Origin of the sequence: Psychromonas sp. psych-6C06 (assembly GCF_002835465.1) — a bacterium.
Lineage (GTDB): Bacteria > Pseudomonadota > Gammaproteobacteria > Enterobacterales > Psychromonadaceae > Psychromonas.
The window spans coordinates 269,243-292,900 of record NZ_PIZM01000001.1; the positions used below are offsets into that span (position 1 = coordinate 269,243).

The window sequence follows — 23,658 nt, forward strand, 5'->3', positions numbered from 1 at the left end:
GTGTATAAAAAATAGTTTACTAAGTTTGCACAATGTCAGTTGTGTTGTGTTGGTTATTCATCAACTTTTACACCTGTCAGCGAACTGTAGGTATCGCGTGAAGATGAGTCAGGAATAAGCTCTTTCATTAACTCTTCAAGTGGCATATTGCCCCACTTGATTGCTTTGCTTAAAATATAAGAGATAGGAGAGTGAGGCTCTGTTTTCAAAAAGTATTCAGCAATTGTATTTAACTGTTTGAAAGCATCATCTCGAGAGTTTAATGCTTGTGTTATTGCATCTACAGCAGGGGCCGCAACTGCCGCTGCTACCACTGGCTCTCCTTCGATATCTTCTGCGATTTCTTCAACCGCTTCTGATTTTATCGGTAATTTTGCTTTAGCGATGTGGTTGATTGCACTTTTAGCTTCTTCTACCAGCTCAATAATTTTACTTGTTGAAGGTGCATCATAGCTGCCACAGAAATCTGTAAGGAGTGTATTAACACTTCGGTATTCACTGAGGCAAATCTCAACATCATCAAAGAGTGTTGCGTAAAATTCTGATGATGATTGATTTACTGCTTTTTCAATATCTTCTATTGAAAAACCATTTTTTTCGATAACCGCATTTCGTTTACGATCATCTTCCATGCGACTTACCACAACAGCTTGGCTGTATTGCCAAAGACTAAATGGCTCTACAGCAGCGTCTTCAGTGATTGCTGAGTTACGAATTGGGCTCAATAGCACGCCATCAGCGCCTTCACCATTTAAGCCGGCAACAGGTGCAACACGGGTTTCGATACCGTCTTCATCTTCTGCTGGGTATAAACCTGCCTCCCAAAAGTTTTCGACTAATTGTCTAATCAGTGTGAAACCATCTTTTAGACCTTGGAAACCTGATTTGCGAACCAGTGCTTCGGTCAACCAACACGCTACTTCTAAGTCTTTTGATTGATCTGCGAGAATCTTAGGTGCCAGAACAAAAATTTTCTGCCAATGCTCTAAGGCTTCGCTGTTATCACCGTCAAACATATTGTTACGCTCTGCATCTCGTGCAGCACGTCGCGCATCTTTAATTTGCGCGTAATTAGAGTCATATGAGGGATCTTCTCGAAGGTCGTTACCGACACTAAGTTCTCCTTCAATTGGGAGAATTAAAGCTGGAATATCTATTAATGAGGGTGATGGCATTGAACTTACAAGCTCCATTGAAGTAGTTAAATCCGTTTTAGAGTGGCAAGCCTATTATGTAATTGTTTACATTGCAATATGATGGTAAAAAAAATGATAAATATTCCTGATTGCTCAAGGAATGCAATAATAACAGTGGATTTCATGTCACTAATTTGCATTCATTTTTATCCCCTATTTATTTTAAAATAGGGCACCTTAGGTATGTTTTTGAGTTTGATATTATACCTACTGTTTGATGCGCATTTATGGTTGCTGGCTAACCATATTGCTCAACTTTATTGATATCCCTAATGAGCATAGCAATGACAATGCTCAACTAAACATTTTTATGAAACAATAAATTCGATTATAAGTACCTGTTAATTATAAAGTGCCTTGTATCTTTAAGGGGTGTTTGTTAATGGTTTTGTTGTGATGAGTTTAATATTTCAAAAATAAACAAGTGAACCACTACACACAAAATAATGTTTAATGATTGATATGAGTGAGCGCTCATAATGGGTTAATTTTGATAGCTTTTACTATTCAATATCTGTTAGCATAGCCTTGTTTTTGATATATCCAAACTGTCTGTGTTTTGTCAAATTAATGCGCTACAAATTTTGAGGTTATTCAACCTTAAAGCAACTTAATAACGAATATTTGACAATATCTTCAATACAATAATAAAGCTGAAAACAGCACTAATGAAGATGTTGTATACAGGGACGTTAGGTGTTTTGTCATGTTTCGACAAAGCGAAAACAATTTTGTCAGAACATGATGTTCTTTGAATTAAATTTTATGGGGTTCCTTATTTAAGGAATAATGTTATGTCGATTGAAATAACAATAATATATTCTCCTGATAGCGTGCAGATTAGCCAACCTAGCTTTATTTTTCCGGAAGAAGGGGGCACGTTAGGCAGGGCTGCAAGTAATTTTTGGGTTTTAGAAGATCCCAATAAATATATGTCTTCGGTACATGCGAAAATATCCTGCGAAGCGGGACAGTACTTTTTAACTGATTTGAGTACTAATGGCACATTTATCAATGGCGCTTCTGAGCCCGTAGGTAATGGTAACCAAGTTGTCCTTAACGAGGGTGACCATTTCACGATTAGTGATTATGAATTCGTGGCTAAGCTCAGTAATTCAATGTCTGCAAACATGCCATTCGCGGCCCCAGAAAATAACGATCCATTTGCAGATTTTTCTGCCGGTGCGCAGAGTAATGTTAATAATGACTTTGCAAGCGTTGATCCCTTTAAAGATGATGCTTCTGATCCTTTTAAAAACGATTTAGATGATCCCTTTGCTTTTAATAATACGCCTAGTAACAATGATCCATTTGCACAGGTAAGCTTAGGAAATACAGTTGATAGTATTGCGCCAAGCATACAAAGTGAAGCACAGACAGATCCCCTAGCTTTGTTGGATAAAGTTGATGTCGCTAATAACGACCCGTTCTCAATGGCAAGTGTCGGTAGCGATCCTTTTGCTGATGTCGGGGCAACGGCAACAAATAATCTTTCTGACTCAGTGTCTGATAATCGAGTAATGAATGAGTCCGTGCAGTGGCCAACGGCGAGTCCGGAGAAAAGCCTTATTCCTGATGATTGGGATGACTGGGACGATGATTTGCTTGGCTCAGATCCCGCACCAGCTAATACTTTTCAGCCTTCATCAATCCCTGAGCCTGTTATAAATCAGCCACAGGTAAGTCCTGCAAGCGCAACACCGCAAACGTTCGCTAGTACTTTGGATAGTTTTAATGCTGTTAATGGTGCAGAGCAAGTTGATGACTTGATGGTTGAGCAGCCTGCCATTGTAAATGATCCCTTTGCACAGCCAGCGCAAACTAGTGCATTTAGCCAAACGCAAACTATTCCTGATGATCCTTTTACTGAGCAGGTTGAAGTTGAATTATCACCATTTCAACCGACTCATGATCCTGTTGCCGACACTGGACCGGTTGCAAGTGTCGCCAGTGCAAGCATGGTCGGTGCGACGGCAACATTAGCCGAGCCTAAACAACATAATACCCATAGCGAACAAGCGTACCAGCAATTAACGGTTAAGAATCAGCAATTAGAATTACAAAACCAACAACTGCGCACTGAGGTTGAAGCTTTAAAACAGCAACTCTTGGTGGCACAGCAACCAGCGCAACCTTCGACAACACCTGCAATGAGTGCAAGTGGTGACTTAAATCGAGTTGTCGATGCAATGGGCCTTGCTAAGTGGAACTTGGATGATGCTAAGAAAATTCAGATAAATGATACTGTTGGTCTCTTAATGCGTGAAACGATGCAAGGCATGATGCAGGTCTTAAAATTTCGCAAAAAGATCAAAGAAGAGTTTCGTATTAATGTGACGACAATTCAATCCGTTGAAAATAATCCTTTGAAATTCTCAGCCAATATTGATGATGCATTAGAAAACATGTTCATCAAAGAGAACAATGCTTATAAAGCCCCTGTGGATGCAGTTAAAGAAGGCTTTCAAGGTATTGCTGAACACCAAGTGGCAGTGGTCGCGGGTATGCAGGCGGCTTTCCGTGGCTTAATCGAACGATTCGATCCTAATCACTTAGAAAGTCGATTTGAAAAATATAAAAGTACAAGTTTGCTCAGTTTAGGCAGTAAAACCAAACGTTGGAATGCTTATAAAGAATATCACAAAGGACTTGTTGATAATCTTGATGACTCCTTTCAACATCTTTTTGGCTATGACTTTGTTCAAGCCTATGAAGAGCAAATGCAAAGTTTAATTACCGCCAGAGTAACGGCAAATAACGATGAACAAACCTCTAACTAATGGAAGATAAAGCGATGTTTAAATCTACAATTTTAACCCCTATTTATGCCATCACAATGATGGTGTTACTAAGCTCATGTTCTGCAGTGAATACTAAAGTGGGCGGTGTTTTAGACCTAGATACCGATTTTCAATTAAGTTTTGTCGTTGATGAAAATATTAACCCTGATGATAATAAGGTACCTTCACCTGTGATCATCAGAATGTATGAATTAAAATCGACTAAGTTATTTGAAAAAGCGAATTTCATTGATCTTTATGAAAGAGATTCAGAGGTACTTGGTAAATCACTGATTGGCCAACAAGTTCTTAAAGCTGTTCAACCTAGTGAACAACGTACTGCTAATTTTGTATTGAGTAAAGATACCCAATACATTGGTTTATATGTTGAATTTTTGCAGTTTGAAAATGCGAAATACAAAGTGACTATTCCTATCGCACAAACTAACGTAGTGAGTAGCTCAGCGAAAGTGCAACTCTCGGAAAACACCATTAGCATTTTAAAATAGATTTGTTGTTCGGTTGCCCTATGCTGCATTTTAGCGGGCGACCGATAGCTTTAAAAACGGATTCATAGAGCGGTAATAGAAATATATGTCATTAGATAGCAAAGTAGTTTGGTCAGAAGGGATGTTCTTAAATCCCCATCATTTTCAGCAGCAAGAACGTTATTTAGAGCGCTACATACAAGGTAAATGTTCAGCACTTGGCGCCTATGCTTGGGGTGTTAACAAGATTGAATTTGATCAAGAGCTATTAAAATTAGGAAAAATTTCACTCATTAGTGGTGCTGGTATCTTCCCAGATGGGACTCCTTTTAGCTTCCCTGAGCATAATAATCGTCCGGATGTCTTTGAGGTTCCTGAAAATACCGCAAATCAAGTCGTTTATCTTGCTATTCCTGTAAAACGCCCCGGTGCACTAGAAATTCTTGATAGTGAAGAAACACAGGGACTTGCGCGTTATTATTCTGAAAAACAACAGGTCCGAGATGTTTCATTTGATGGTGGCGAAGCGTTAGATATTGCAGTAGGTAAACCGCGTTTACGTTTATTGCTCGCTTCTGATGATTTAAGTGGTTATGCAACCATTGGCGTATTACGTATTGTTGAAACACGCGAAGATAAAAACGTTATTTTAGATGCCGACTATATTGCCACCTGTTCTGATTGTGCGGTATCGCCAAAACTATCTGGTTTTTTAAGTGAACTAGTCGGACTTTTGCATCATCGTGGTCAATCAATTGCTGGTCGTTTAGCGGATACGCAACGTGGCGGTACTGCTGAAATTGCTGATTATATGATGTTACAAATGATCAATCGTTTAGAGCCACTTGCAGATCATTTGTCTAAATTACAAAGCTTACACCCACTTGATTTATACACCGAAATTGTACAAATGGTAGGTGAGTTTTCAACTTTTGTTACCGATACAAAAAGGCCTCCAGCATTTTCCGGTTACTTGCACAGTGACTTACAAAAGACCTTTGCGCCTGTTATCGGTTCATTGCGTAAATGCTTGACCATGGTTTATGAACAAACAGCGGTTTCATTACCATTAGTTGAGAAAAAATTTGGTATACGTGTTGCTCAAATTACTGATCGTACTTTATTAACAAGTGGTGTATTTGTATTAGCTGTACGTGCACAAGTGCCTGAAAATACATTACGTAGTCAATTTCCGGCAACGGTTAAAGTGGGGCCTGTTGAGCGTATTCGCCAGTTGGTTAATGCTGCCATGCCAGGCATCCCACTTAAAGCTCTGCCTGTAGCACCAAGACAAATCCCATATCATCAAGGATATTGTTATTTTGAGCTGGAACGAAACAATGAGTTTTGGAAAGAGCTACATCACTCTGGTGGTTTTGCCTTCCATATCGGCGCCGATTTTCCTGAGCTAGAACTGGATTTCTGGTCAATTCGCCAATAATCAACCTATTACATCAAAGGAATGAAAATGTCTGCACCTGACAATGCTGATAAAACGGTTTTTAGACAGCCTATAAACCGTGGTGATGGCACCGTTGTTCGTCCAATGCCCGGTGGACGAGCTGTTGCTGGTCAACCAGCCCCGGCTGCACCAGCCTATCAACCGCAAGCAGCGGTTCCTCGTGAAAATATTCCACGTGATTTATCTGCATTAAACGGACTTAATCCGTTAGTTAATGCTGCTTCTACATTATTAGCTGTTTTTTCTAAAACACGCGATGCGCTTAACCATCCTAATGTCGGTGGTTTGCATCAACAGCTTGATAGAGAGATTAAAAACTTTGAGATCAAAGCGCGATCTGAAGGGGTAAAAGAAGATAACGTTGTTGTTGCTCGTTATCTGATATGCACCATTTTGGATGAGGCTGTGTTAAATACACCTTGGGGAGCTGAGAGTGCTTGGAACCAGCGTACGCTGCTAAGTGTGTTTCATAATGAGACCGCTGGTGGTGAAAAATTCTTTGCTATTATCGACCGCCTACGCAGTAACCCTGCTGAAAACATCGATGTGCTAGAACTTGCATATATCTGTTTAAGCTTAGGCTATGAGGGTAAGTTCCGCGTTGTTTCACGTGGCCGTGAGCATTTAGAGCAGTTGCGTGATGATCTGTTCCATATTATTCGCACTTATCGTGGCGAATATGAGCGTGCGCTTTCACCGCGTTGGCAAGGAATTGGTAATACGCGTAGAACGTTAGCTAACTATATTCCAATGTGGGTTGTTGCCAGCATTGTTGCCGGTATGCTGGCATTAACCTACACAGGTTTTAGATATTGGTTAGACCAGTCTTCAGCAGTTGTAAGTCAAGAATTTGTTGATGTACAAAGCCAGCTAATACCAGAAAAGAAAGACACCTCTTTATCTAAATAATGTAAACATTATCAGAGCATTCAATGAAACATATCATCGCATTTTTTAAAAATAGAATTGTTATCTCCTTAATTGGATTGATTATCCTGTCACTACTGGTGTGGTTTATCGGGCCCGGCATAAAATTTGGTGATCAAAATACCGCCTTTTTAGCCTCTGAAAGCACGCGTTTGATTGTCATCTTAATTATGTCGCTATTATGGGGCATCAATAACCTGCGTATCCAGCTTCAAGAAAAGAACAACAACAGTAAATTGGTAAACGATTTACAGCAGGTTGATGATAACGCTGGCGATATTATTTCTGATCAAACATCAGAAGAGATGTTGCAGATGAATGAGCGTTTTAGCCAAGCTTTAACGACTTTAAAAGGCTTAAATTTCAGCGGTAAAAATTCCAAAGCTGCTCTCTATGAATTGCCATGGTACATTATTATTGGCCCTCCTGGCTCGGGTAAAACGACAGCATTGGTAAACTCTAGTTTAGATTTCCCGCTTGCTGATCAGTTTGGTAAAGGGGCGTTACAAGGTGTCGGTGGAACGCGTAATTGTGATTGGTGGTTTACCAATAATGCCGTGTTGATTGATACGGCTGGTCGTTACACTACACAAGATAGTCACAAAGTCATCGATAGCTCTGCATGGGAAGGTTTTTTAACTCTATTGAAAAAACATCGCCGCAGAAGACCGATTAATGGTGCGATTGTTGCTATAAGTTTACAAGAACTGTTAACGCAAACGGAAGAAGAGCGTGTTAAGCACGCGAAGACTATCCGCTTACGCATTGATGAATTAATGGAGAAATTAGAAGTTCGCTTCCCTGTTTATTTAATGTTTACCAAGTGTGACTTAGTGTCTGGTTTTACAGAGTTTTTTGAAGATCTTGGTAAAGAGGAACGTGAGCAAATTTTGGGTATTTCCTTACCCGATGCACCAGAAGCGTCTCAGGCACCTGATTTTGCAACTATTAGTAGCGAATATAAAAATATCGTTAAACGTCTTTACGAACGCGTTTTATCGCGCTTGCACAATGAACGTGATGTGAAGCGTCGAAGCGCTATTCAAGGTTTCCCACAGCAGATGGAAAGTCTACAAGACACCATTGATAGTTTCTTACAGCAAACCTTTGTACAAAACCGCTTTAAGCTTCAACCCTATTTACGTGGTGTTTACTTTACTAGTGGAACGCAGGATGGAACGCCGATCGATCGCTTAATGGCATCGGTTTCAGCTAACTTTGGCTTTAACAGCGTTAATAGTAATAGTCCTTTACAGCAAGGTAAAAGTTACTTTTTAGGAAAAATGTTTAAGGATGTTATTTTTCCAGAAGCTGAATTAGTCGGGACAAACCCCTTTTATGAGCGACTATTAAAATGGACGCAACGTTTTGCTTATACGGCATTAGTTGGTGTCTCTGTTACGCTGATTGCATTTTGGACTGGGGCGTTTTCTCAACATGAAAACAATACTCAAGCGGTACAAAATTATTTAGCCGAGTATCAAGGCTATATCGAAACGCAAAGTAGATACAATAACGATATACGTGCAACGTTGCCGGCACTTAATGCATTAGCTAAAGCTAGTATTGTCTTTGACCAAGAGCAACAGCCTTGGGTTAAAAGTTTAGGTATGTATGATGACAGTGTGAATGATGCTGCCGATGAAGCTTATTTAAACCACCTTAAATTGGTTTTCTATCCGCAACTTATTAAATATATTGAGACACATCTTAATAGCAATACCATTGATGAAAATTTGTATAACGCCTTTAGAACCTATGTCATGTTTAATAAACTTGAACATATGGATAAGGCGCTAGTTCAGGAGTGGTTCATTGAAAAATGGGAAGTTGCTTTCGCACAAAACAGTGACGATAAACAAGCACTACTTGCACATCTTGCTGTGTTCCTCAATACAGATTTACAACCTGCTGTATTAAATAATCAAGTGTTGACCTCAACACGTCAACGTTTATTACGTATGCCAATTGAGCAACGTATCTATCAACGCATAAAGTCTCGACCAGAGTTCTCACAAAAAGTGAATATGCTTAACGAAATGGGCGGCGCTGTCCGGGATACCTATTTAGTTAATCCAGCCATGCAACAGGCATTAATTATCCCTGTTTTGTACACCAAAGGTAGCTATGATCAAATCGACTTTTCAGAAGATTCTGAGTTGATTGTAAGCATCGCTAAAGAAAAGTGGCTATTACATGATGAATCAAAAAATGAAGTTAACTTTGTTAGTGATGATTTAAAAAGTATCAGTAAAAAAGTGAAGAAGCTTTACCTAACCGATTACAATAAGCAGTGGCAGAATATTTACAATGCGATGAATGTAAAAACGGTCAGTAACTTGATGCAAGCCAATAATGTGATGACCAGTTTTGCCGATCCTATTTATTCGCCTATTGTTGCTATTTTGAACGTGACCTCCTTTAATACCGAGCTCTCTAGTCAAATGGCAGCTAATATTGCTGACGATAATACAAAGGGAGCAAAAGGTGAGATCGCTAAGTTTGCAGCGAGTAAAGTGCAATGGACAAGTGTTGATAAAAAATATCGTGATATCAATGTTTTGCTGAGAGAGTCTAAAAAGCAGCCTCCACCAATTAATACTGCTCTGATGAAAATCTCGCAGGTGCAGGAGATGTTAAACTCTATCAGTTTAGCGCCAGATCCAAATAAAAAAGCTTTTGATTTAGCGCGTGCTCGTTACCAAAGTGGTGCCAATAATGCGATCACTTCGCTCAACTCCTACGCGAAAAACACCCCAGAGCCTGTCAAACGTTGGTTAAGAACATTAGCCGATGAAGCATGGCGTATTGTATTGCGCTCAGCGCATCAGCATGTGAATACTGAGTGGCGTAATACCGTATACCAGCCTTATCTAGACAGTATAGCCGGACGTTATCCTATTGTTGCCAATGCGAGCAGCGACATCGCACTGTTTGATTTTGTTGAGTTTTTCAAACCCGGTGGGAATATTGATTCATTCTATCAAGGTTACATTAAACCTTTTATCACCACACGAGGTGGGTGGAGAAACAAAAGTGTTGATAAGCATAGCCTTGGGTTATCTTCAAGAACACTCGCTCAGGTAAAACGAGCGCTAGAAATTAAGAGTGTATTCTTCCGAAAAAATCCAGAAGTACCCAGTTTAGCCTTTAACTTAAAACCTAACTCAATGCCTAAGAACAATGTACGTTTTATGCTTGAAGTTGGTGATAATCGTTTAAGGTATAGCCATGGCCCTAAATTTTGGAAAAATCTAACATGGATGGCGGATGGTGAGCAAAATCGTGTTCGCATTGTGTTTGAAGATCTCGATGAACAGGAGCACAGCAAAACCTTCCATGGTCCTTGGGCTTGGTTTAAGTTATTAAAAGAATCAAAAGTAACCAAGACCTCTGCAAAGAGCACTTATATCGTGACTTTTGCTATTGCTAATGGCAGTGACGATAGCCACAAAGTTTCTTACCGAATCCAAGCAAAAAGTGTTAAGAATCCTTTTGAGAAGAAACTGTTGAGTAAATTTAGATGTCCAGAGGGAATCTGATGAATATGCAACAACCTCTAGGTTTATACGGAAAACTCCCTAATTACGGTGATTTTATTCACCGTAATTTACCGGCAAAGTTTATAAATGTTTGGGATGACTGGTTACAACAGTTTGTTAGTGGCTCGCAAACACAGATGGGTGAACAGTGGCTTGATGTTTACCTCACTAGCCCTATTTGGCGATTTGTTTTATCTGCAGGCATTATTGATGAACAACATTGGGCGGGTATTGTGCTACCCAGTGTTGATCAAGTGGGTCGATATTACCCATTCTCGATTGCCATCCCATTACCTTCTTCGGTAAACCCTTTTGAGTTTATCTCGACTAATGGGCAATGGTTTGAACAGATAGAAGAGCTTGCTTTACGTGCTTTAGATGGACAGATTAATCTTGATGAATTAAGTGAGATGTCCGAACATCAAAAGTCACTTTTTCCGATGTCTTATCGAAAAACAGGTCAACAACTGCAGGGTAACTGTAGCCAGCAAATTAACTTTCAATTTGCAGAAGAGCTACCAATAAATGCTTATGCCCATCTACTAGACAGCTTATTAACGGCGAATCGTGCTGCTTATAGTGTTTGGTCGACAAGTGGCTCAGAAAAAATATCCCCTTGCTTAGTCAGTACCCTAGGGATGCCATTGAGTAGCCAAATACCTGCCATGATGGATGGTCAATGGTCGCATTGGGGTTGGACTCAACCTTACACTGCCAATGAATAAATGGATTTAGAATCATGAATGACATAACGATTAGACGCCCTTTAACTTGGGTAAGTGAAGGGGCAACTGATGTTGGCACGGTAAGACCACTCAACGAAGATTCCTTTTTAATGCAACCCGATATGGGGCTGTGGACCGTCGCAGATGGCATGGGTGGCCATGATGGCGGTAGCGTTGCTAGCCAAATGATTGTTGAAAAATTACAACAGCTACAGCCTCAAAATCATCTTAATGACATTGTTGACACAATTGAAAATAGCATCATAGAAGTCAATGATCGCTTACTTGCATACTCTCGTGAGCAGCTTAATGGTCGTACTATTGGCAGCACTGTAGTGTCATTATTGATTAAAGGTAACGTTGGTGTGTGTATGTGGGCGGGAGATTCACGTTTATACCGTTTTCGTCATAACCAGCTAACCCAAATTAGTACTGACCATAGCCATGTGGCTGAACTTATTAAACAGGGTGTTATTTCAGAGGCTGAAGCTGAAACGCATCCTGAACGTAATGTGATCACTCGCGCAGTAGGGACCTCTGAGAAAATCGATGTTGATATCGATGTCTTTGAGCTTAATGTCGGTGATCAGTTTTTGCTTTGCAGTGACGGGCTTTATAATGCCGTTAATGATGTCGATATTTGTGCTTGTTTAAACCTCAATAGCCCAGCAGAATCGGTTGATAAACTGATACAAACGGCATTAACCAACAAGGCATCAGACAATGTTTCGGTTGTCTTGGTCAAAGGGATGTACCAAAGTGCAGAATAACAGTAATGGAGTAGCGGGATAGTCATGTCTGAAAATGATTCGCAAAATAAGCACACTGGTGGTCAAAATAAAAGTGTTGTACAGGATGATAATAAAACTGTTTTTCGTAAAAATACGACGCAACCTGGTGCTGTAAAATCAACCACTGTTGATGATCAAACGGTGATTGCTAATAATATAACTCAGCCGATAAGACCGAGAGTGCAACCCAGTGCTGATGATGCCACTCGTTTTCAAGCACCGTTAAAGGGTGATGTAACGGATGCGACAAAAATACGTTCTTCATCTACCCAAGCGCCACTGCAAACTGAACGAGATGATGCAACACAATTTCGTCCTACAGCTTCACGCGACGATGCGACCCAGTTTCGTGCGCCTTTAGGTGATACCAGCAGTGAATCAGTAAGTGCTATCGACCTATTACTGAATACACCAGAAGCTGATATTCAAGCACCAACTAGTAAAATGCTAAAAGGGCGTTTTGTCCTTGAAGATGTATTGGGTGTTGGTGGTATGGGGATAGTTTATAAGGCAAAGGATCTGCTTCGTGTAGAAGCACACGATAGAGACCCTTATGTTGCCATTAAAGTATTAAGTGAAGAGTTTAAAACACACCCCGAAGCGTTTATTTCATTGCAGCGTGAATCGAAAAAAGCACAACATATTGCCAATCAAAATACCGTAAAAGTATACGATTTCGACCGTGATGGTGATGTGGTTTTCATGACCATGGAATATATGATTGGTCAGCCGTTAGATGAAATGGTAAAGCAATACCATGCGACTGGGTTACCGCGTAACGAGACCTGGAATATTCTCCACGGCATGTGTGCCGCACTTATTCACGCACACAGCGAAAATATCGTTCATTCAGATTTGAAGCCGGGTAACGTATTTGTTACCGACCAAGGTATTGCTAAGATTTTCGACTTTGGTATTGCGCGAGCCGTGGCAACCATTGACCGAAGTAATAACGAAAAAGATAAAACGGTATTTGATGCCGGCAATTTAGGTGCATTAACACCCGCTTACGCAAGTCGTGAAATGCTACTCGGACAAGTACCAGACGTGCGCGATGATATCTACGCATTAGGTTGTATCGCTTATGAAATGTTAACTGGAGATCATCCTTTTACGCGTTTGCCTGCTGATGAAGCCTACAACAAAAAATTAAAACCAAAGCGTATTCAAGGTATTAAAAAGCGCCATTGGAAAGCAATTGAGGCTGCGCTTGCCTTTAAACGTGAAGATCGTATCGCTTCAGTTGAAGTCTTTTTCAAGCAGATAACAGAAAAGAAAAAAACCAATATGGCAGCTTGGTTATTGTTCCTTTCTGCAGTAGGGGCAAGTGGCTACGCCTACACAGAATTAACGAAGGTAGAAGCACCAAAAATATCGCAAGAAGAGTTAATGAATCAGCTCGAATTTAAAGTGCGCTATGAATTACTGCAAGAGAATATTAATAAATTGTTAGCCGATGCCAATTTTACAGAGCGATGGCAGTCGTCGCTGTGGGATGAGATGCAAACCGTAGAAAACCTCTTCCCAGAAACACCAACACCATGGTATTTCGAGAAAAAAGCAATTATTTATCAGTTGTATATTGAACAGATTAATGGCGCTATTGAAGGTAAAAATATTGCCTTAGCAAATAACTTGATCAGTAATGCAGCACGTTACAATGATGATTTGACGTTACTTGATGAATACAAATTAGCTATTGAGCAATTGGTTGCTGAGCAAGCCGCTAAGCAGCAGGCAAATAAAGCAAAAAATGCAGAGCTTGAAGAGGCTAATAGGTTAGCTGCCGCAGAAAAGAAACGAAAAGCGGCTGCTGCTTGGAAAGCGAAACAAGCTAAGTTAAAGGCGCAACAAAAAGTTTCATCACAAAAGAAACAGAATCTTGAGTCTTATAATGTTGCGATGAGCAATGTGGAACAGCAACTTACCTGTACACAACGATTGAATATGCGTGACTTTAAAATTGCCATTGAAAAGTTGCGCTCATTAGATTTTTCTCGTTACCAAAAATCAGAAACCAATATCATTAAAGATCTTGCTAGTTGTATCTCAACGGTTGCAGAAACTCATCCTGATTCAGCGCGTGATGCTAAGCGTTATGCGATGTTATTATTCACCAATAACTCAACCATTGAAGGTATTGAAATCAGTGATATTGATGGTTGTCAATTGTCCATTGCTGGCTTAGGTGCTCGTGGTTCTCGTGCCGTGTGTAAAGATGCCTTAAAAGCAGGGGGCACTGCGCCAACGATGGTGGTTGTTCCTGCAGGCAGCAAAGTGAAGGCATTTGCGATTGGTAAATACGAAGTCACGGTTGGGGATTACAATCATTACTGTAAAAAAACCAAGGTGTGCTCTTCGCTAAGTAATGTGAGTAAACGCTTACCAAAAACTAACCTCAGTGTTGCGCAAATATCGGCTTATATAAAGTGGTTAAATAGTAATACAGGTAAGAAATATCGTTTGCCGACACAAGCGGAATGGACATATGCCGCTAAAGCAAATACAGGAAAGCTTGATTCGAACCGGAACTGTAACATTAGTTCACGTGGTATCGAAAAGGGTAAAGAGTTGATCAACACCACAACCGGCAAACAAAACAAGTGGGGATTAGTTAACTATGCGGGAAATGCACAGGAGTTAGTGTATGCTTCTGGCCGAAAATTAATGGCCGTAGGAGGGTCTTATCAAACTTCTATGCATGAGTGTACTAGTGATACCGTTGAGCCCCACAGCGGAAAAGCTGACCAATATACGGGATTCCGTTTAGCAAGAAATATCGTAGGTAGTTAATTTATGAATATTACAGAGTGCTCACCACAACTGAGCGAGTTAGCTGATAAACATGCTAACTATCAAATTTCATTTGAATCTTATCGTGCACAACGCAAGTTGTTATTAGATAGCTTAGATAAACAATACAATGGCGTAACTGCGACGGCCTCGGTGGTGCTTCCTGAGCCAGCCATGGAAGAGGAAGAAACACTTGACAAAACACAGCCCTATTTGGCATCAAAAATTGGAAAATGCATCAATTTTTTGAAACGTAATTAGTAACTTTTAAACACAACAATTTTAAACAACACAACAATAAAGGTATTTTTATGGAAATCGTTAAATTATTTCAAGCGGGTGGCACGTTTATGTATCCGATACTACTGGTATTAGGCATCGGTGTGGTGATCTCGATTGAACGTTTTATTTATTTAAGTAAAACGCAACGCTCAACAAACTCTCTATGGACTGAGCTTGTACCGATGCTTAAAGCACTCGATTTTCAACGCGCATTAAAATTAACAAGTAATAACAAAACGCCAATTGCAACGGTCCTTAATTACGGTTTTGCTCGTCACGAAGACAATAAAAGCCGTGAAGTGATTGAAGCTGCAATGGAAGAGGGCATTATGGATGAAATGCCTAAACTGACCAAACGTACGCATTATTTAGCAACCTTTGCTAATATCGCCACTTTACTTGGGCTACTTGGTACCATTATCGGTCTTATTCAAGCCTTCACCGCGGTTGCACAGGCTGATCCCGCTGAAAAAGCGGATCTACTCTCTGCCAGTATTTCGGTCGCGATGAACACCACGGCATTCGGTCTGATTGCCGCTATTCCTTTATTATTAACACACTCATACCTAGTGACTAAAACAGCACACTTAGTTGATAACATTGAAAAATCTTCATTAAAAGCACTGAACTTAATGGTGCGAGATTAACAATATGAGAAGAAGAGGCTTTAAAACCATCCAGCAAGCGGAAGAGCTTAATATCACCGCCTTTTTGAACTTAATGGTGATATTGGTTCCTTTTCTGCTTATCACAGCCGTGTTTTCACGTTTAACGGTGCTGGAGCTTAACTTGCCAGCCCTTGATGCAAAGGGTGATAACTCTGAACAGATAAAATTACAGTTAGAGCTGGTGATCAGGGACGATAGATTTGATATACAAGATGGTAATTTGGGCTTGATTAAATCGATTGAAAGAACAGGGACCGATAGTCAATGGAAACCATTTACAGATGCAATGATTGCAATAAAAACGCGTTTTCCAGATGAAAGTGGTATCTCACTTTTACTTGAACCAGATGTGGAATATAAAACCATGATAAAGGTAATGGATAAAGTACGCAGTGCCGATGTCGTTGCAGGTTTTGAAGTAGAAACGGTGGTGCTGTTTCCTGATATATCTATCGGAGATGCACAACCTTTAGCGTCCGTCGAAAGCAGCGCTAATCAAAGTAATGGTGAAGAGTAGATATAATGAATAACGCTAAGTTATCAGGCCGTTCAAAACGTATGTCAAATTTTGAAGGTCTACATAAACACACTGGACTAAACCTTGTCTCATTAATGGATATATTTACCATACTGGTTTTCTTTTTATTGGTTAGCTCTGGCTCGCAACAATTACCTAATAGTAAAGATATTGCGCTACCTAGCTCAACTGCAGATAAGGTGCCACAAGAGACGTTAATTATCAGTATTACGGAAACTGAAATATTGGTTCAGGGACAAAAAGTTGCCGATATTGCACCATTGTTAGCAGACGATTTGCAAACCACACTCATTGCTGGCTTGCAAAAAGAGTTAATGTTCAGAGCAGATAATCGACTAACTACAGGTGATGATCAAACTGAAGGGCTAGCAGTGACAATTATGGGGGATGAGAATATTCCCTACCGTATACTGCGTAAAATATTAGCGACCTGTCGTCAAACCAACTATACCAAAATCGCATTTGCCGCAGTGCAAACGGCTAAGAGCAAAGGGTAATATCTATGACCGTTGCGAATTATCAACAACTGGCCCTCGATTGGCACCCCGAGAGTAAAACCGATAAATCTTTTTTAATTTTTGCCATTGTTACTTTATCGTTGCTGATGGCCTTAGGTTTCTATATGGGCAGCATTGAGCTTCCTAAAGAAACACAACGCCAAAAAGTGGTTGTTCCTGAACGGGTTGCCAAGTTTATTCTAGATAAACCCAAGCCAAAACCTATTCCAAAGCCGGTAGTAAAAGAGCCACCTAAACCGAAACCGGTTAAGAAAGAGGAGCCTAAACCTAAGGAAGAGCCTAAGCCGAAAGAAAAGGTTCAAATAAAGAAGCAACCACCTAAAAAAGAGCGTGTGTTAACAGAAAAGCAGATTAAAGCACGTGATACTGCAAGTAAAAGTGGTTTATTAGCGTTAAGCAATGATCTTGCTGATTTAATGGATACCTCTGATATCGATGATATGGTCGGGACTAAACTTGCTAAAAGTAACAAAGCGGGAACCGATGCAGCAGTATTAACAGCGAGTAACGGAACAAATGTACTAACTGCAGGCGCGAGTAAAGGCAGTGGTGGTGTGAGTGCGGGTAACGTAGGCTCTGGTGGAAAATCCAATGTTGCACTTAACAAGAGCGCTGTTGCCGATGCACAACAAGCATTATTGGCATCGCGTGAAGACACTAAAATTGTTAAAAGTGAGCAGAAGGTTGACAAATCAAGTACTAAAAATGCTAAGCGTACAGGTAATTATCGTCCTGAAGAAGATATTGCATATGTAATGGATAAAAACAAAAGTAAATTGCATGCTCTGTATCGTAAAGCGCGTCGTACGAATCCAAATATTCAAGGAAAAATTGTTCTCGAAATCACCATCTCACCGACCGGCCAAGTGTTAAAAGTTAACATTGCTTCGAGTGAACTTGATGATGCAAAACTTGAAAAACGAATTGTTGCACGTGTTAAAAAATTCAATTTTGGTGCGGATAATGTGAAAGCAGTGACCGTGACCTATCCTATTGAGTTTTTACCTTCGTAACACCTAAATGTCATATTATTAAACTAATATGAAAAATATAGCGACTAGAGAACATCCCTAGTTTTGTAGTCGCTTTGTTCCTTCCTTTTACAACTATTCCACATATCACATTGTATTTTCGGACTATTTCTACCTGAAAATGTTAAATGTTTGTAAATGACTTGTTGTTGATTTGTTGATCTTCCACTACAGTAAGAAACTAAATTACTTACATAAATTCACCATTCGAGTCGCGATTTAACCGATTTAAATGATGGAGTTTATATTTCAATAGCAAATCATGAATTAATAGAGAGGCAAAAAATGAAAAATTATTACTGGCTACCGTTCAAAGATGATGGTTGGCATAGCGATACGCTAAAGAGAATGAACAATAACGATTTTATTTTACCTTTCTTAGATGGTACATCCGCCGCTCGTAGCTCGTTAGGTGCTTCAAGACCTGCAGGCGCTTGGTCAGATGTCGGTAGTAGTGATCAATTGTTTATTGGTGGTCACGGACATAAATACAGCACTGAAAAAATCACTTGGGTATTACCTGGAAATAATAAAAGCTGGACTGCTTCACAGCTCGCATCTGCCATTAAACTTAATTTAGCAAATGGTGCACAGAGAAAAATCGATTTTCACGTACTCGCTTGTTTTGGTGCGAATAACATCACACCACTCTCTAAAAGCTTTGGTTCAAAGCTTGCTAAAGAACTAAAAGCGCGAGGTTTTAGAGGAACTGTGACTGCTTATAAAGGTGCAACCGGCATGTTAGGTGCGCAGGGACACCAAACAGGAAGCAGTCGAATTACGGCACTCCCACAGTTTGCATTTGGTGGACAAGCAAGTACCACTGGCCCGTTAACAACAGAATCAGGCGTGACTTGGCAACTTCACCAGTAAAGTGGTTATTGTAACGATAGCCTGTTAAATGATTAACAGGCTGATTGCATATCTAGCATTCTCAGTAATGAACAAAAATACTTTTTATGTTTAGATGTTAAATTTTGTTTTTTAAACGTGTTTTGACCGACACAGGTGTAATGTCAGCTCGTCATCCAAGTCAATAAATCACTGCCCAAAAACTGGCAAAGAACAACCTCACCCAATTACTACAACAAAAATCTCTACAACAATAATTGCTACTTAAAATGTCAAATTTACAATAAAAACGTGTATTTGAAATCAATTTGAAGATATAATTGCCAATCTTATTGAAGAGTAATTGCAAAGGATTGTAACGATATAACATGTATACTTCTCAAGTGGTTAAAGATAGAGCTGGACAATGTTATATTGTTTGTCTTAGAAATAGCTCCCTGCAAACTCAGGCTCTTAAACCTGAGAAATTTGTCAACGCATTTACAAGCTTTCAATTCGTAACCTCGTTACAAGCCCCCTTTGGTTTCTGGCAACGCTTAGCGACATCAAATACCTTATTTAATCTACAACGCTGGCAAAACAGTAATCCAACACTCACAATCGAACATTATGCCGCTGAAGCATTAGCACAGGGTTTTGTTCAGGTTTATAAAACAGCGGATGTGCAAACATTAAACCAACAGGCACATAACGCCCGCGTAAAAGATAATTTTGGTCGTGGTTATCAACTTCAACCAGCGACAAGTTTGTTGCTTAATCACCATCAAGAAATAAAATCTATTACCAGTCGTTCAGAAGCATTACAGCTTATCGACAAGCTCTCACTTGATGATGATGCAATCTTAAAAATGCTTGAAGCGAATAAAATTAATATTGTGAAAGCGCCTTCAGAAGAGTTAGTCACAGCACTGGTAGATGGGGAGTTAGTTGTTTCAATTATGCCTCCTGCACGCAAACCTGTTTCAAAAACCGACTTCATTGAAGAAGTCATTAGCAGTGCTGAGCCTGCGCCTGCAACGACTAATGTAGCTAGTAGCCCTAAACGAATTGTTAAAGCAGAGTCTACACGTAATGATAAAACCACCGCTGAAGTATTAGAAAAAGCAGCCGAAGCAGGTACCCCATTCTGTGAAGAGTGCCAAAAAGATCAAGCCGCATAGTAATTATTCTGAGATATTCCATGACCCAATTAACAGTACAAGAGTTAACTACAGAACAAACTTTTTTCATACAAGAAAAATTATGGCAGTGCAATGAAAGTGGCCTAGAGCCAATCGTCTATGCGATTCTTGGTGGGGCGCGTGATAAGCAGATAGAAAAAATAATTCGTCTTGGCTCGTTAAAAAGCGCTTGTTTAATTGATGGTGAGCTCAGTTATGAGATGGCCGTGGCTGCACCTTATATGGTCCGCCTAGAAAAAAATCATGTTCAAACCTTAGAAATTTTAAAAAAAGGCTGGGGGAACAGCTGGGGTATTTTTGCTATCACCTACTCACCCGCCACGTTAATTAAAGTTCGCCAAAACTGTAAAAAAATGGCAAAAGTAAAACTGCCTGATAACAAAACTGCCTTTTTCAGATACTACGATCCTCGTGTGATGCGTCCTTATTTGCCAACTTGTACAAGTGAAGAAGCAAAACAAGTATTTGGGCCGATCACTGAGTATGTGATGGAAGGGGAAGTGTTGGGAGAGTTACATCGGTTTAAGATATGTGATGGGGAGGTCAAAGACTTATGTCAACCTATATCAAGTCAAGTTACCACAGTGGCTACAGATGAGAGACAAAAACTAAGTGGAGAAGAACTACAGCATGTTGAACAACTTAAAAAGCAACTGGGCGATAATTTTATCAGACAAGCAGTCGGTTATTTAAAACTTAAGCCATTAGCCTATACAGAGCCAACAGATAATACTGAAATTTATAATCTAATTGATTACGCATTAGTTGTTTGTTATTACTTTGACCTCAACTTAACACAGCCTGAAACCTTAACTGACTTAGCGCTTATTGTTGAACATTGGGGAGTTGAGTTAATCGAAAATGATTGGGTTCAGGCCATTTTACGAAACCACCATGAGTATACTGAACAAGAAAGAATCAATGAAATTTTCTTAGAAAAAGTGGTAAGAGATGTTGGTTTAAATAGTGTTAATTTCCCTATTTACTGTATCAAGCGATTTACTGCACGCTTTCCAGAGATGGAAGTTGATAAAGCTCATATTCACGTGGCATCGGAGCTTGCCAGTGAAATTGCTGAGCACTATCAAATTATAGGGTTAACAAACCACTACCTTTGTACCGAAATGGTGCTGTTTAGTGGAGACTTTCGTGAAGAGAAGCAATATCAACCAATGCAACAACTACTTAGTGATACTTCTATTTCTGAACATCAGCGTGTAGAGCAAGCCATTAACTGGTTATACGAAAACGATTAAGCTTCCCATATTTAAGGATGAGTGAGTTAACATGTTAGGATTTGGCAAACAAAAATCAGCGTCAGAAGAAAAATCTCCCGCCTATAAAAATGCGGGCATGAAAGATAAACAGATAAGAAAACTAAAGCAGAAAGATCCTGAGTCGTATCATGCGCTACAAAAAACCTATGACCAGATGGATAATACATCGGTTACTGAACTGTTTGAGTCAAGTAATAAAGAGACCATTGCAGCGATATCTATTGCAACCTTACGTGTTGCTGAAGAAGGTAAACTTCCTAAGAAAATCAAGAACGAAAAACAAAAAATAGCTTTAGAAGAGCGAATTAATAAACATTACCAGCAAGCTTTGCAAGATATCAAAGATGGACATGTTAATACTCAAGATCCTAAGCAATTTTTGATGAAAGATAATATTGCTAAAATAGATGCTAAAAAAGCAAAACAGAAACAAAAACAAGAAAAGCAAGAAGAAGAAGCTAAAAATGCCAGAAGCTTAAAATCATCAGGTAAAGTATTTGCAGTAGAAAAAATGGTTGACTGCCAGAAAAAACGTTGTGAATTGACAGAGTTCAAAATTTCACAAACCGAGAAGAATACACTTTATGAAAGTTGGGCCGCAGGTGATGGAATAGTTAAACTTCCCAAAAGAGCAAGTAGTAAAGTTAATGAGATATTAGACAAAGTTTTTCGTGATGAGGAAAAAGAAAATAGTACTAACTTATTGGTCGATTTGATCAAGTCTGATGATGCGCTTGATCATTATCATTTTGTAGGTGGGCATTTATCATATTTCCAAAGGCACTTTGAAATAGCGGTAAAAGGGAGCTGTGCTTATGGTTGCGGAACAAGTTGCCCGTCTGTTTCTATTAAATCAAACAAGCGTAAGCATGTTAAAGGCTTGAGTGATCAAAAGCCTTATTTTCATAATAATGCAGGTGAGCTTAAACAACTTACACTAACTCCACAAAAGTGGTTAGATACAATTGAAAGAAAGTGGGGCATGGCGCGTTCGCTACTAATGATGGATGTAACAAACAAGTCTCAAACCTATAGCTTTTTTTTAACCAGTTGTAATCCAAGTGGTGCGTTTCTATATAGTGATTTTACCCCTGTCATTACAATACACCAGCCAATCATCGTTAAAGCGTCTATGACATTTACTTGGGAGTTTAAAAATAAACAGGTTGCAGCCTCACTAAATTTAAATGGTCGTGTAGATGAGCAAACCTATGCATGTAGTTTAAGTAATGCTGATATGCCTGGGGCAGTTGGCGATCTAATTGGTAATGCCAACATCGCAAAAGCAATTAAATATGCAGGTCAAGTTTACAGTTATTTTGCAACGCTAAGTCATACAGATGAGCTCGATGGTCCCGCAGGTGGTCAGCAATGTGAGGCCTCTGAGAGTCCAACTCAACAAAGCATTACTGAAAATAAGAAATCCGATGAAGAGTGCAAAGTAATCATTGAGAACAACCCGTTTGGCTTTAAAGCACCGTCAGTTAATATATCGTATTTAGCTAAACGCAGTGATCAACCTAGCTTAAATTATAGTAAAACCGGTTTCTCACACACCATTTTTATTTCTGGTTCTCCGCTAATTAAGATTGAAAAAGAGATCAACATAAAAGCATTGATATGGCGTGCAAGCGCTGAAAAAGTATCACGTGCAGCATTAGCAGCTTCGACTAGTGGTCTCTCTGAAGTTGCCATTTTTGCATTGAAACACACAGAAGTATCAGAAAATATCAGTAATTCATTTAATAATGCCTATCACTTGTTCAAAACGACCATCGCCAAAGCCTCTAATGAGGCTCAACAATTTCTTGGTTTGACTGAACAGAAAATTGAAAATGAAACCACAACAGAAAATCAAGAAGCATCACTAGATGACTGTAATAAAGTTGCAGAAGATAAAACGAAATCACAATGCTCATGTAAACTAACCATTTCAGCAGCCGCAGAAACCGATGATCCAAGTGCCGGTCTTGTCTTCACTAAACGGCCGGGTGGCAAATTTTATGACTTTGATTTAGACAGTAGCACCAGTACACTATATGCAGGCCTTAATGCACAAATTGAAGCGCAGCTCTCAAGTAACTTACAGCTATTAAAATGTATTGGCTTAGCGAATCAATTTGCTGAAGTAGAAGAAGCTGGGGTGAAAGCCATTGCACAGTCAGCAGATAAAACGGGCGAGTCGAGGTTTGGCTGGACCTTCCGCTATTTAACACAAGCACGTCAAGACCAAGAAAAACAGAAAAAGGCACAATTTAAAACAGATAACAAAACACAATACGATCAAGAACTTATTGATGCTCCATTGGGTCTGTGTTATCAAGTTTTTTATAGTGGTTTATCTGTTTATGTTGAAGCCTTTGTTAATTTCACTAAATCAGAAACAAGTGCTAAGGTTGCTCCATCAAAACCTGCGAGACCAGGAAAACCTGCCAAAGATGATGTGAAGGAAGAAGACTTTACTTCAAGTGCTAACAAGCAAAAAACTTTAATCAATTTACGAATTTTACCTGAGCGAGCCTCGCAGTATCAGAAAGTAAAATCAATTTTAAGTTTTGGCGGTGCCCATAACATTGCTGAATCGTAAAAAATCGAAACAAATAGAGA

Annotated in this window: 18 protein-coding genes; 17 read left to right on the forward strand and 1 reads right to left on the reverse strand. The window is 39.6% G+C overall.

Annotated elements, in window-relative coordinates; translation table 11 throughout:
* Window positions 1-53 precede the first annotated feature (53 nt).
* A complete protein-coding gene (gene tssA, locus CW745_RS01165; protein ID WP_101106555.1) occupies window positions 54-1,175 on the reverse strand; it encodes a type VI secretion system protein TssA in 1,122 nt (373 codons plus the stop codon).
* An 815-nt stretch (window positions 1,176-1,990) separates the two neighbouring features.
* Between tssA and tagH the strand changes: the two genes are divergently transcribed.
* The 17 genes from tagH (at window position 1,991) to CW745_RS01250 (ending at window position 23,638) form a co-directional block, all read left to right on the forward strand.
* Window positions 1,991-3,976 (forward strand): type VI secretion system-associated FHA domain protein TagH, encoded by a 1,986-nt coding sequence (gene tagH, locus CW745_RS01170; protein WP_101106556.1) that lies wholly within the window; start codon window positions 1,991-1,993, stop codon window positions 3,974-3,976.
* 14 nt (window positions 3,977-3,990) lie between these two features.
* Window positions 3,991-4,485: a type VI secretion system lipoprotein TssJ gene (gene tssJ, locus CW745_RS01175; RefSeq protein WP_193755508.1), complete on the forward strand. Its 495-nt coding sequence runs from the start codon at window positions 3,991-3,993 to the stop codon at window positions 4,483-4,485.
* Window positions 4,486-4,570: 85 nt separating this feature from the next.
* Window positions 4,571-5,905, forward strand: coding sequence for a type VI secretion system baseplate subunit TssK (gene tssK, locus CW745_RS01180; protein WP_101106558.1), 1,335 nt, complete (start codon window positions 4,571-4,573; stop codon window positions 5,903-5,905).
* A 27-nt stretch (window positions 5,906-5,932) separates the two neighbouring features.
* The gene (gene icmH / locus CW745_RS01185; protein ID WP_101106559.1) at window positions 5,933-6,835 is read left to right on the forward strand and encodes a type IVB secretion system protein IcmH/DotU; all 903 of its coding nucleotides are present in this window, start codon (window positions 5,933-5,935) and stop codon (window positions 6,833-6,835) included.
* A 23-nt stretch (window positions 6,836-6,858) separates the two neighbouring features.
* Complete coding sequence (gene tssM / locus CW745_RS01190) at window positions 6,859-10,395, forward strand: type VI secretion system membrane subunit TssM (protein ID WP_101106560.1); 3,537 nt, start codon at window positions 6,859-6,861, stop codon at window positions 10,393-10,395.
* The gene (gene tagF / locus CW745_RS01195) at window positions 10,395-11,120 is read left to right on the forward strand and encodes a type VI secretion system-associated protein TagF (RefSeq protein WP_193755509.1); all 726 of its coding nucleotides are present in this window, start codon (window positions 10,395-10,397) and stop codon (window positions 11,118-11,120) included. Before tssM ends, tagF begins: the two co-directional genes overlap by 1 nt.
* Before the next feature lie 14 nt (window positions 11,121-11,134).
* Complete coding sequence (locus CW745_RS01200) at window positions 11,135-11,890, forward strand: Stp1/IreP family PP2C-type Ser/Thr phosphatase (RefSeq protein ID WP_101106562.1); 756 nt, start codon at window positions 11,135-11,137, stop codon at window positions 11,888-11,890.
* A gap of 24 nt (window positions 11,891-11,914) precedes the next feature.
* Window positions 11,915-14,704: a bifunctional serine/threonine-protein kinase/formylglycine-generating enzyme family protein gene (locus CW745_RS01205; RefSeq protein ID WP_101106563.1), complete on the forward strand. Its 2,790-nt coding sequence runs from the start codon at window positions 11,915-11,917 to the stop codon at window positions 14,702-14,704.
* Window positions 14,705-14,707: 3 nt separating this feature from the next.
* Window positions 14,708-14,965, forward strand: a complete 258-nt coding sequence (locus tag CW745_RS01210; RefSeq protein WP_101106564.1) for a hypothetical protein — start codon at window positions 14,708-14,710, stop codon at window positions 14,963-14,965.
* 50 nt (window positions 14,966-15,015) lie between these two features.
* Window positions 15,016-15,633: a MotA/TolQ/ExbB proton channel family protein gene (locus CW745_RS01215; RefSeq protein WP_101106565.1), complete on the forward strand. Its 618-nt coding sequence runs from the start codon at window positions 15,016-15,018 to the stop codon at window positions 15,631-15,633.
* Window positions 15,634-15,637: 4 nt separating this feature from the next.
* On the forward strand, window positions 15,638-16,171 hold the full coding sequence (locus tag CW745_RS01220) for a biopolymer transporter ExbD (RefSeq protein WP_101106566.1): 534 nt from the start codon (window positions 15,638-15,640) through the stop codon (window positions 16,169-16,171).
* Between the two features lie 5 nt (window positions 16,172-16,176).
* Window positions 16,177-16,689, forward strand: coding sequence for a biopolymer transporter ExbD (locus CW745_RS01225; protein ID WP_101106567.1), 513 nt, complete (start codon window positions 16,177-16,179; stop codon window positions 16,687-16,689).
* Window positions 16,690-16,694: 5 nt separating this feature from the next.
* Window positions 16,695-17,723: an AgmX/PglI C-terminal domain-containing protein gene (locus tag CW745_RS01230; protein WP_101106568.1), complete on the forward strand. Its 1,029-nt coding sequence runs from the start codon at window positions 16,695-16,697 to the stop codon at window positions 17,721-17,723.
* Between the two features lie 303 nt (window positions 17,724-18,026).
* Window positions 18,027-18,614, forward strand: a complete 588-nt coding sequence (locus tag CW745_RS01235) for a hypothetical protein (protein WP_101106569.1) — start codon at window positions 18,027-18,029, stop codon at window positions 18,612-18,614.
* A gap of 347 nt (window positions 18,615-18,961) precedes the next feature.
* Complete coding sequence (locus tag CW745_RS01240) at window positions 18,962-19,753, forward strand: hypothetical protein (RefSeq protein WP_101106570.1); 792 nt, start codon at window positions 18,962-18,964, stop codon at window positions 19,751-19,753.
* 20 nt (window positions 19,754-19,773) lie between these two features.
* Window positions 19,774-21,030, forward strand: coding sequence for a DUF4123 domain-containing protein (locus tag CW745_RS01245; protein ID WP_101106571.1), 1,257 nt, complete (start codon window positions 19,774-19,776; stop codon window positions 21,028-21,030).
* 31 nt (window positions 21,031-21,061) lie between these two features.
* Window positions 21,062-23,638: a hypothetical protein gene (locus tag CW745_RS01250; RefSeq protein ID WP_101106572.1), complete on the forward strand. Its 2,577-nt coding sequence runs from the start codon at window positions 21,062-21,064 to the stop codon at window positions 23,636-23,638.
* Window positions 23,639-23,658: the final 20 nt, after the last annotated feature.

Bases quoted from the DNA above. Each gene is read 5' to 3' on its own strand.
- tagF (WP_193755509.1), top strand. From the start codon at position 10,395: ATGAATATGCAACAACCTCTAGGTTTATACGGAAAACTCCCTAATTAC.
- tssM (WP_101106560.1), top strand. From the start codon at position 6,859: ATGAAACATATCATCGCATTTTTTAAAAATAGAATTGTTATCTCCTTA.
- tssK (WP_101106558.1), top strand. From the start codon at position 4,571: ATGTCATTAGATAGCAAAGTAGTTTGGTCAGAAGGGATGTTCTTAAAT.
- tagH (WP_101106556.1), top strand. From the start codon at position 1,991: ATGTCGATTGAAATAACAATAATATATTCTCCTGATAGCGTGCAGATT.
- CW745_RS01225 (WP_101106567.1), top strand. From the start codon at position 16,177: ATGAATAACGCTAAGTTATCAGGCCGTTCAAAACGTATGTCAAATTTT.
- CW745_RS01240 (WP_101106570.1), top strand. From the start codon at position 18,962: ATGTATACTTCTCAAGTGGTTAAAGATAGAGCTGGACAATGTTATATT.
- CW745_RS01205 (WP_101106563.1), top strand. From the start codon at position 11,915: ATGTCTGAAAATGATTCGCAAAATAAGCACACTGGTGGTCAAAATAAA.
- tssJ (WP_193755508.1), top strand. From the start codon at position 3,991: ATGTTTAAATCTACAATTTTAACCCCTATTTATGCCATCACAATGATG.
- CW745_RS01200 (WP_101106562.1), top strand. From the start codon at position 11,135: ATGAATGACATAACGATTAGACGCCCTTTAACTTGGGTAAGTGAAGGG.
- CW745_RS01215 (WP_101106565.1), top strand. From the start codon at position 15,016: ATGGAAATCGTTAAATTATTTCAAGCGGGTGGCACGTTTATGTATCCG.
- icmH (WP_101106559.1), top strand. From the start codon at position 5,933: ATGTCTGCACCTGACAATGCTGATAAAACGGTTTTTAGACAGCCTATA.
- CW745_RS01220 (WP_101106566.1), top strand. From the start codon at position 15,638: ATGAGAAGAAGAGGCTTTAAAACCATCCAGCAAGCGGAAGAGCTTAAT.
- CW745_RS01230 (WP_101106568.1), top strand. From the start codon at position 16,695: ATGACCGTTGCGAATTATCAACAACTGGCCCTCGATTGGCACCCCGAG.
- CW745_RS01235 (WP_101106569.1), top strand. From the start codon at position 18,027: ATGAAAAATTATTACTGGCTACCGTTCAAAGATGATGGTTGGCATAGC.
- tssA (WP_101106555.1), bottom strand. From the start codon at position 1,175: ATGCCATCACCCTCATTAATAGATATTCCAGCTTTAATTCTCCCAATT.
- CW745_RS01245 (WP_101106571.1), top strand. From the start codon at position 19,774: ATGACCCAATTAACAGTACAAGAGTTAACTACAGAACAAACTTTTTTC.
- CW745_RS01250 (WP_101106572.1), top strand. From the start codon at position 21,062: ATGTTAGGATTTGGCAAACAAAAATCAGCGTCAGAAGAAAAATCTCCC.
- CW745_RS01210 (WP_101106564.1), top strand. From the start codon at position 14,708: ATGAATATTACAGAGTGCTCACCACAACTGAGCGAGTTAGCTGATAAA.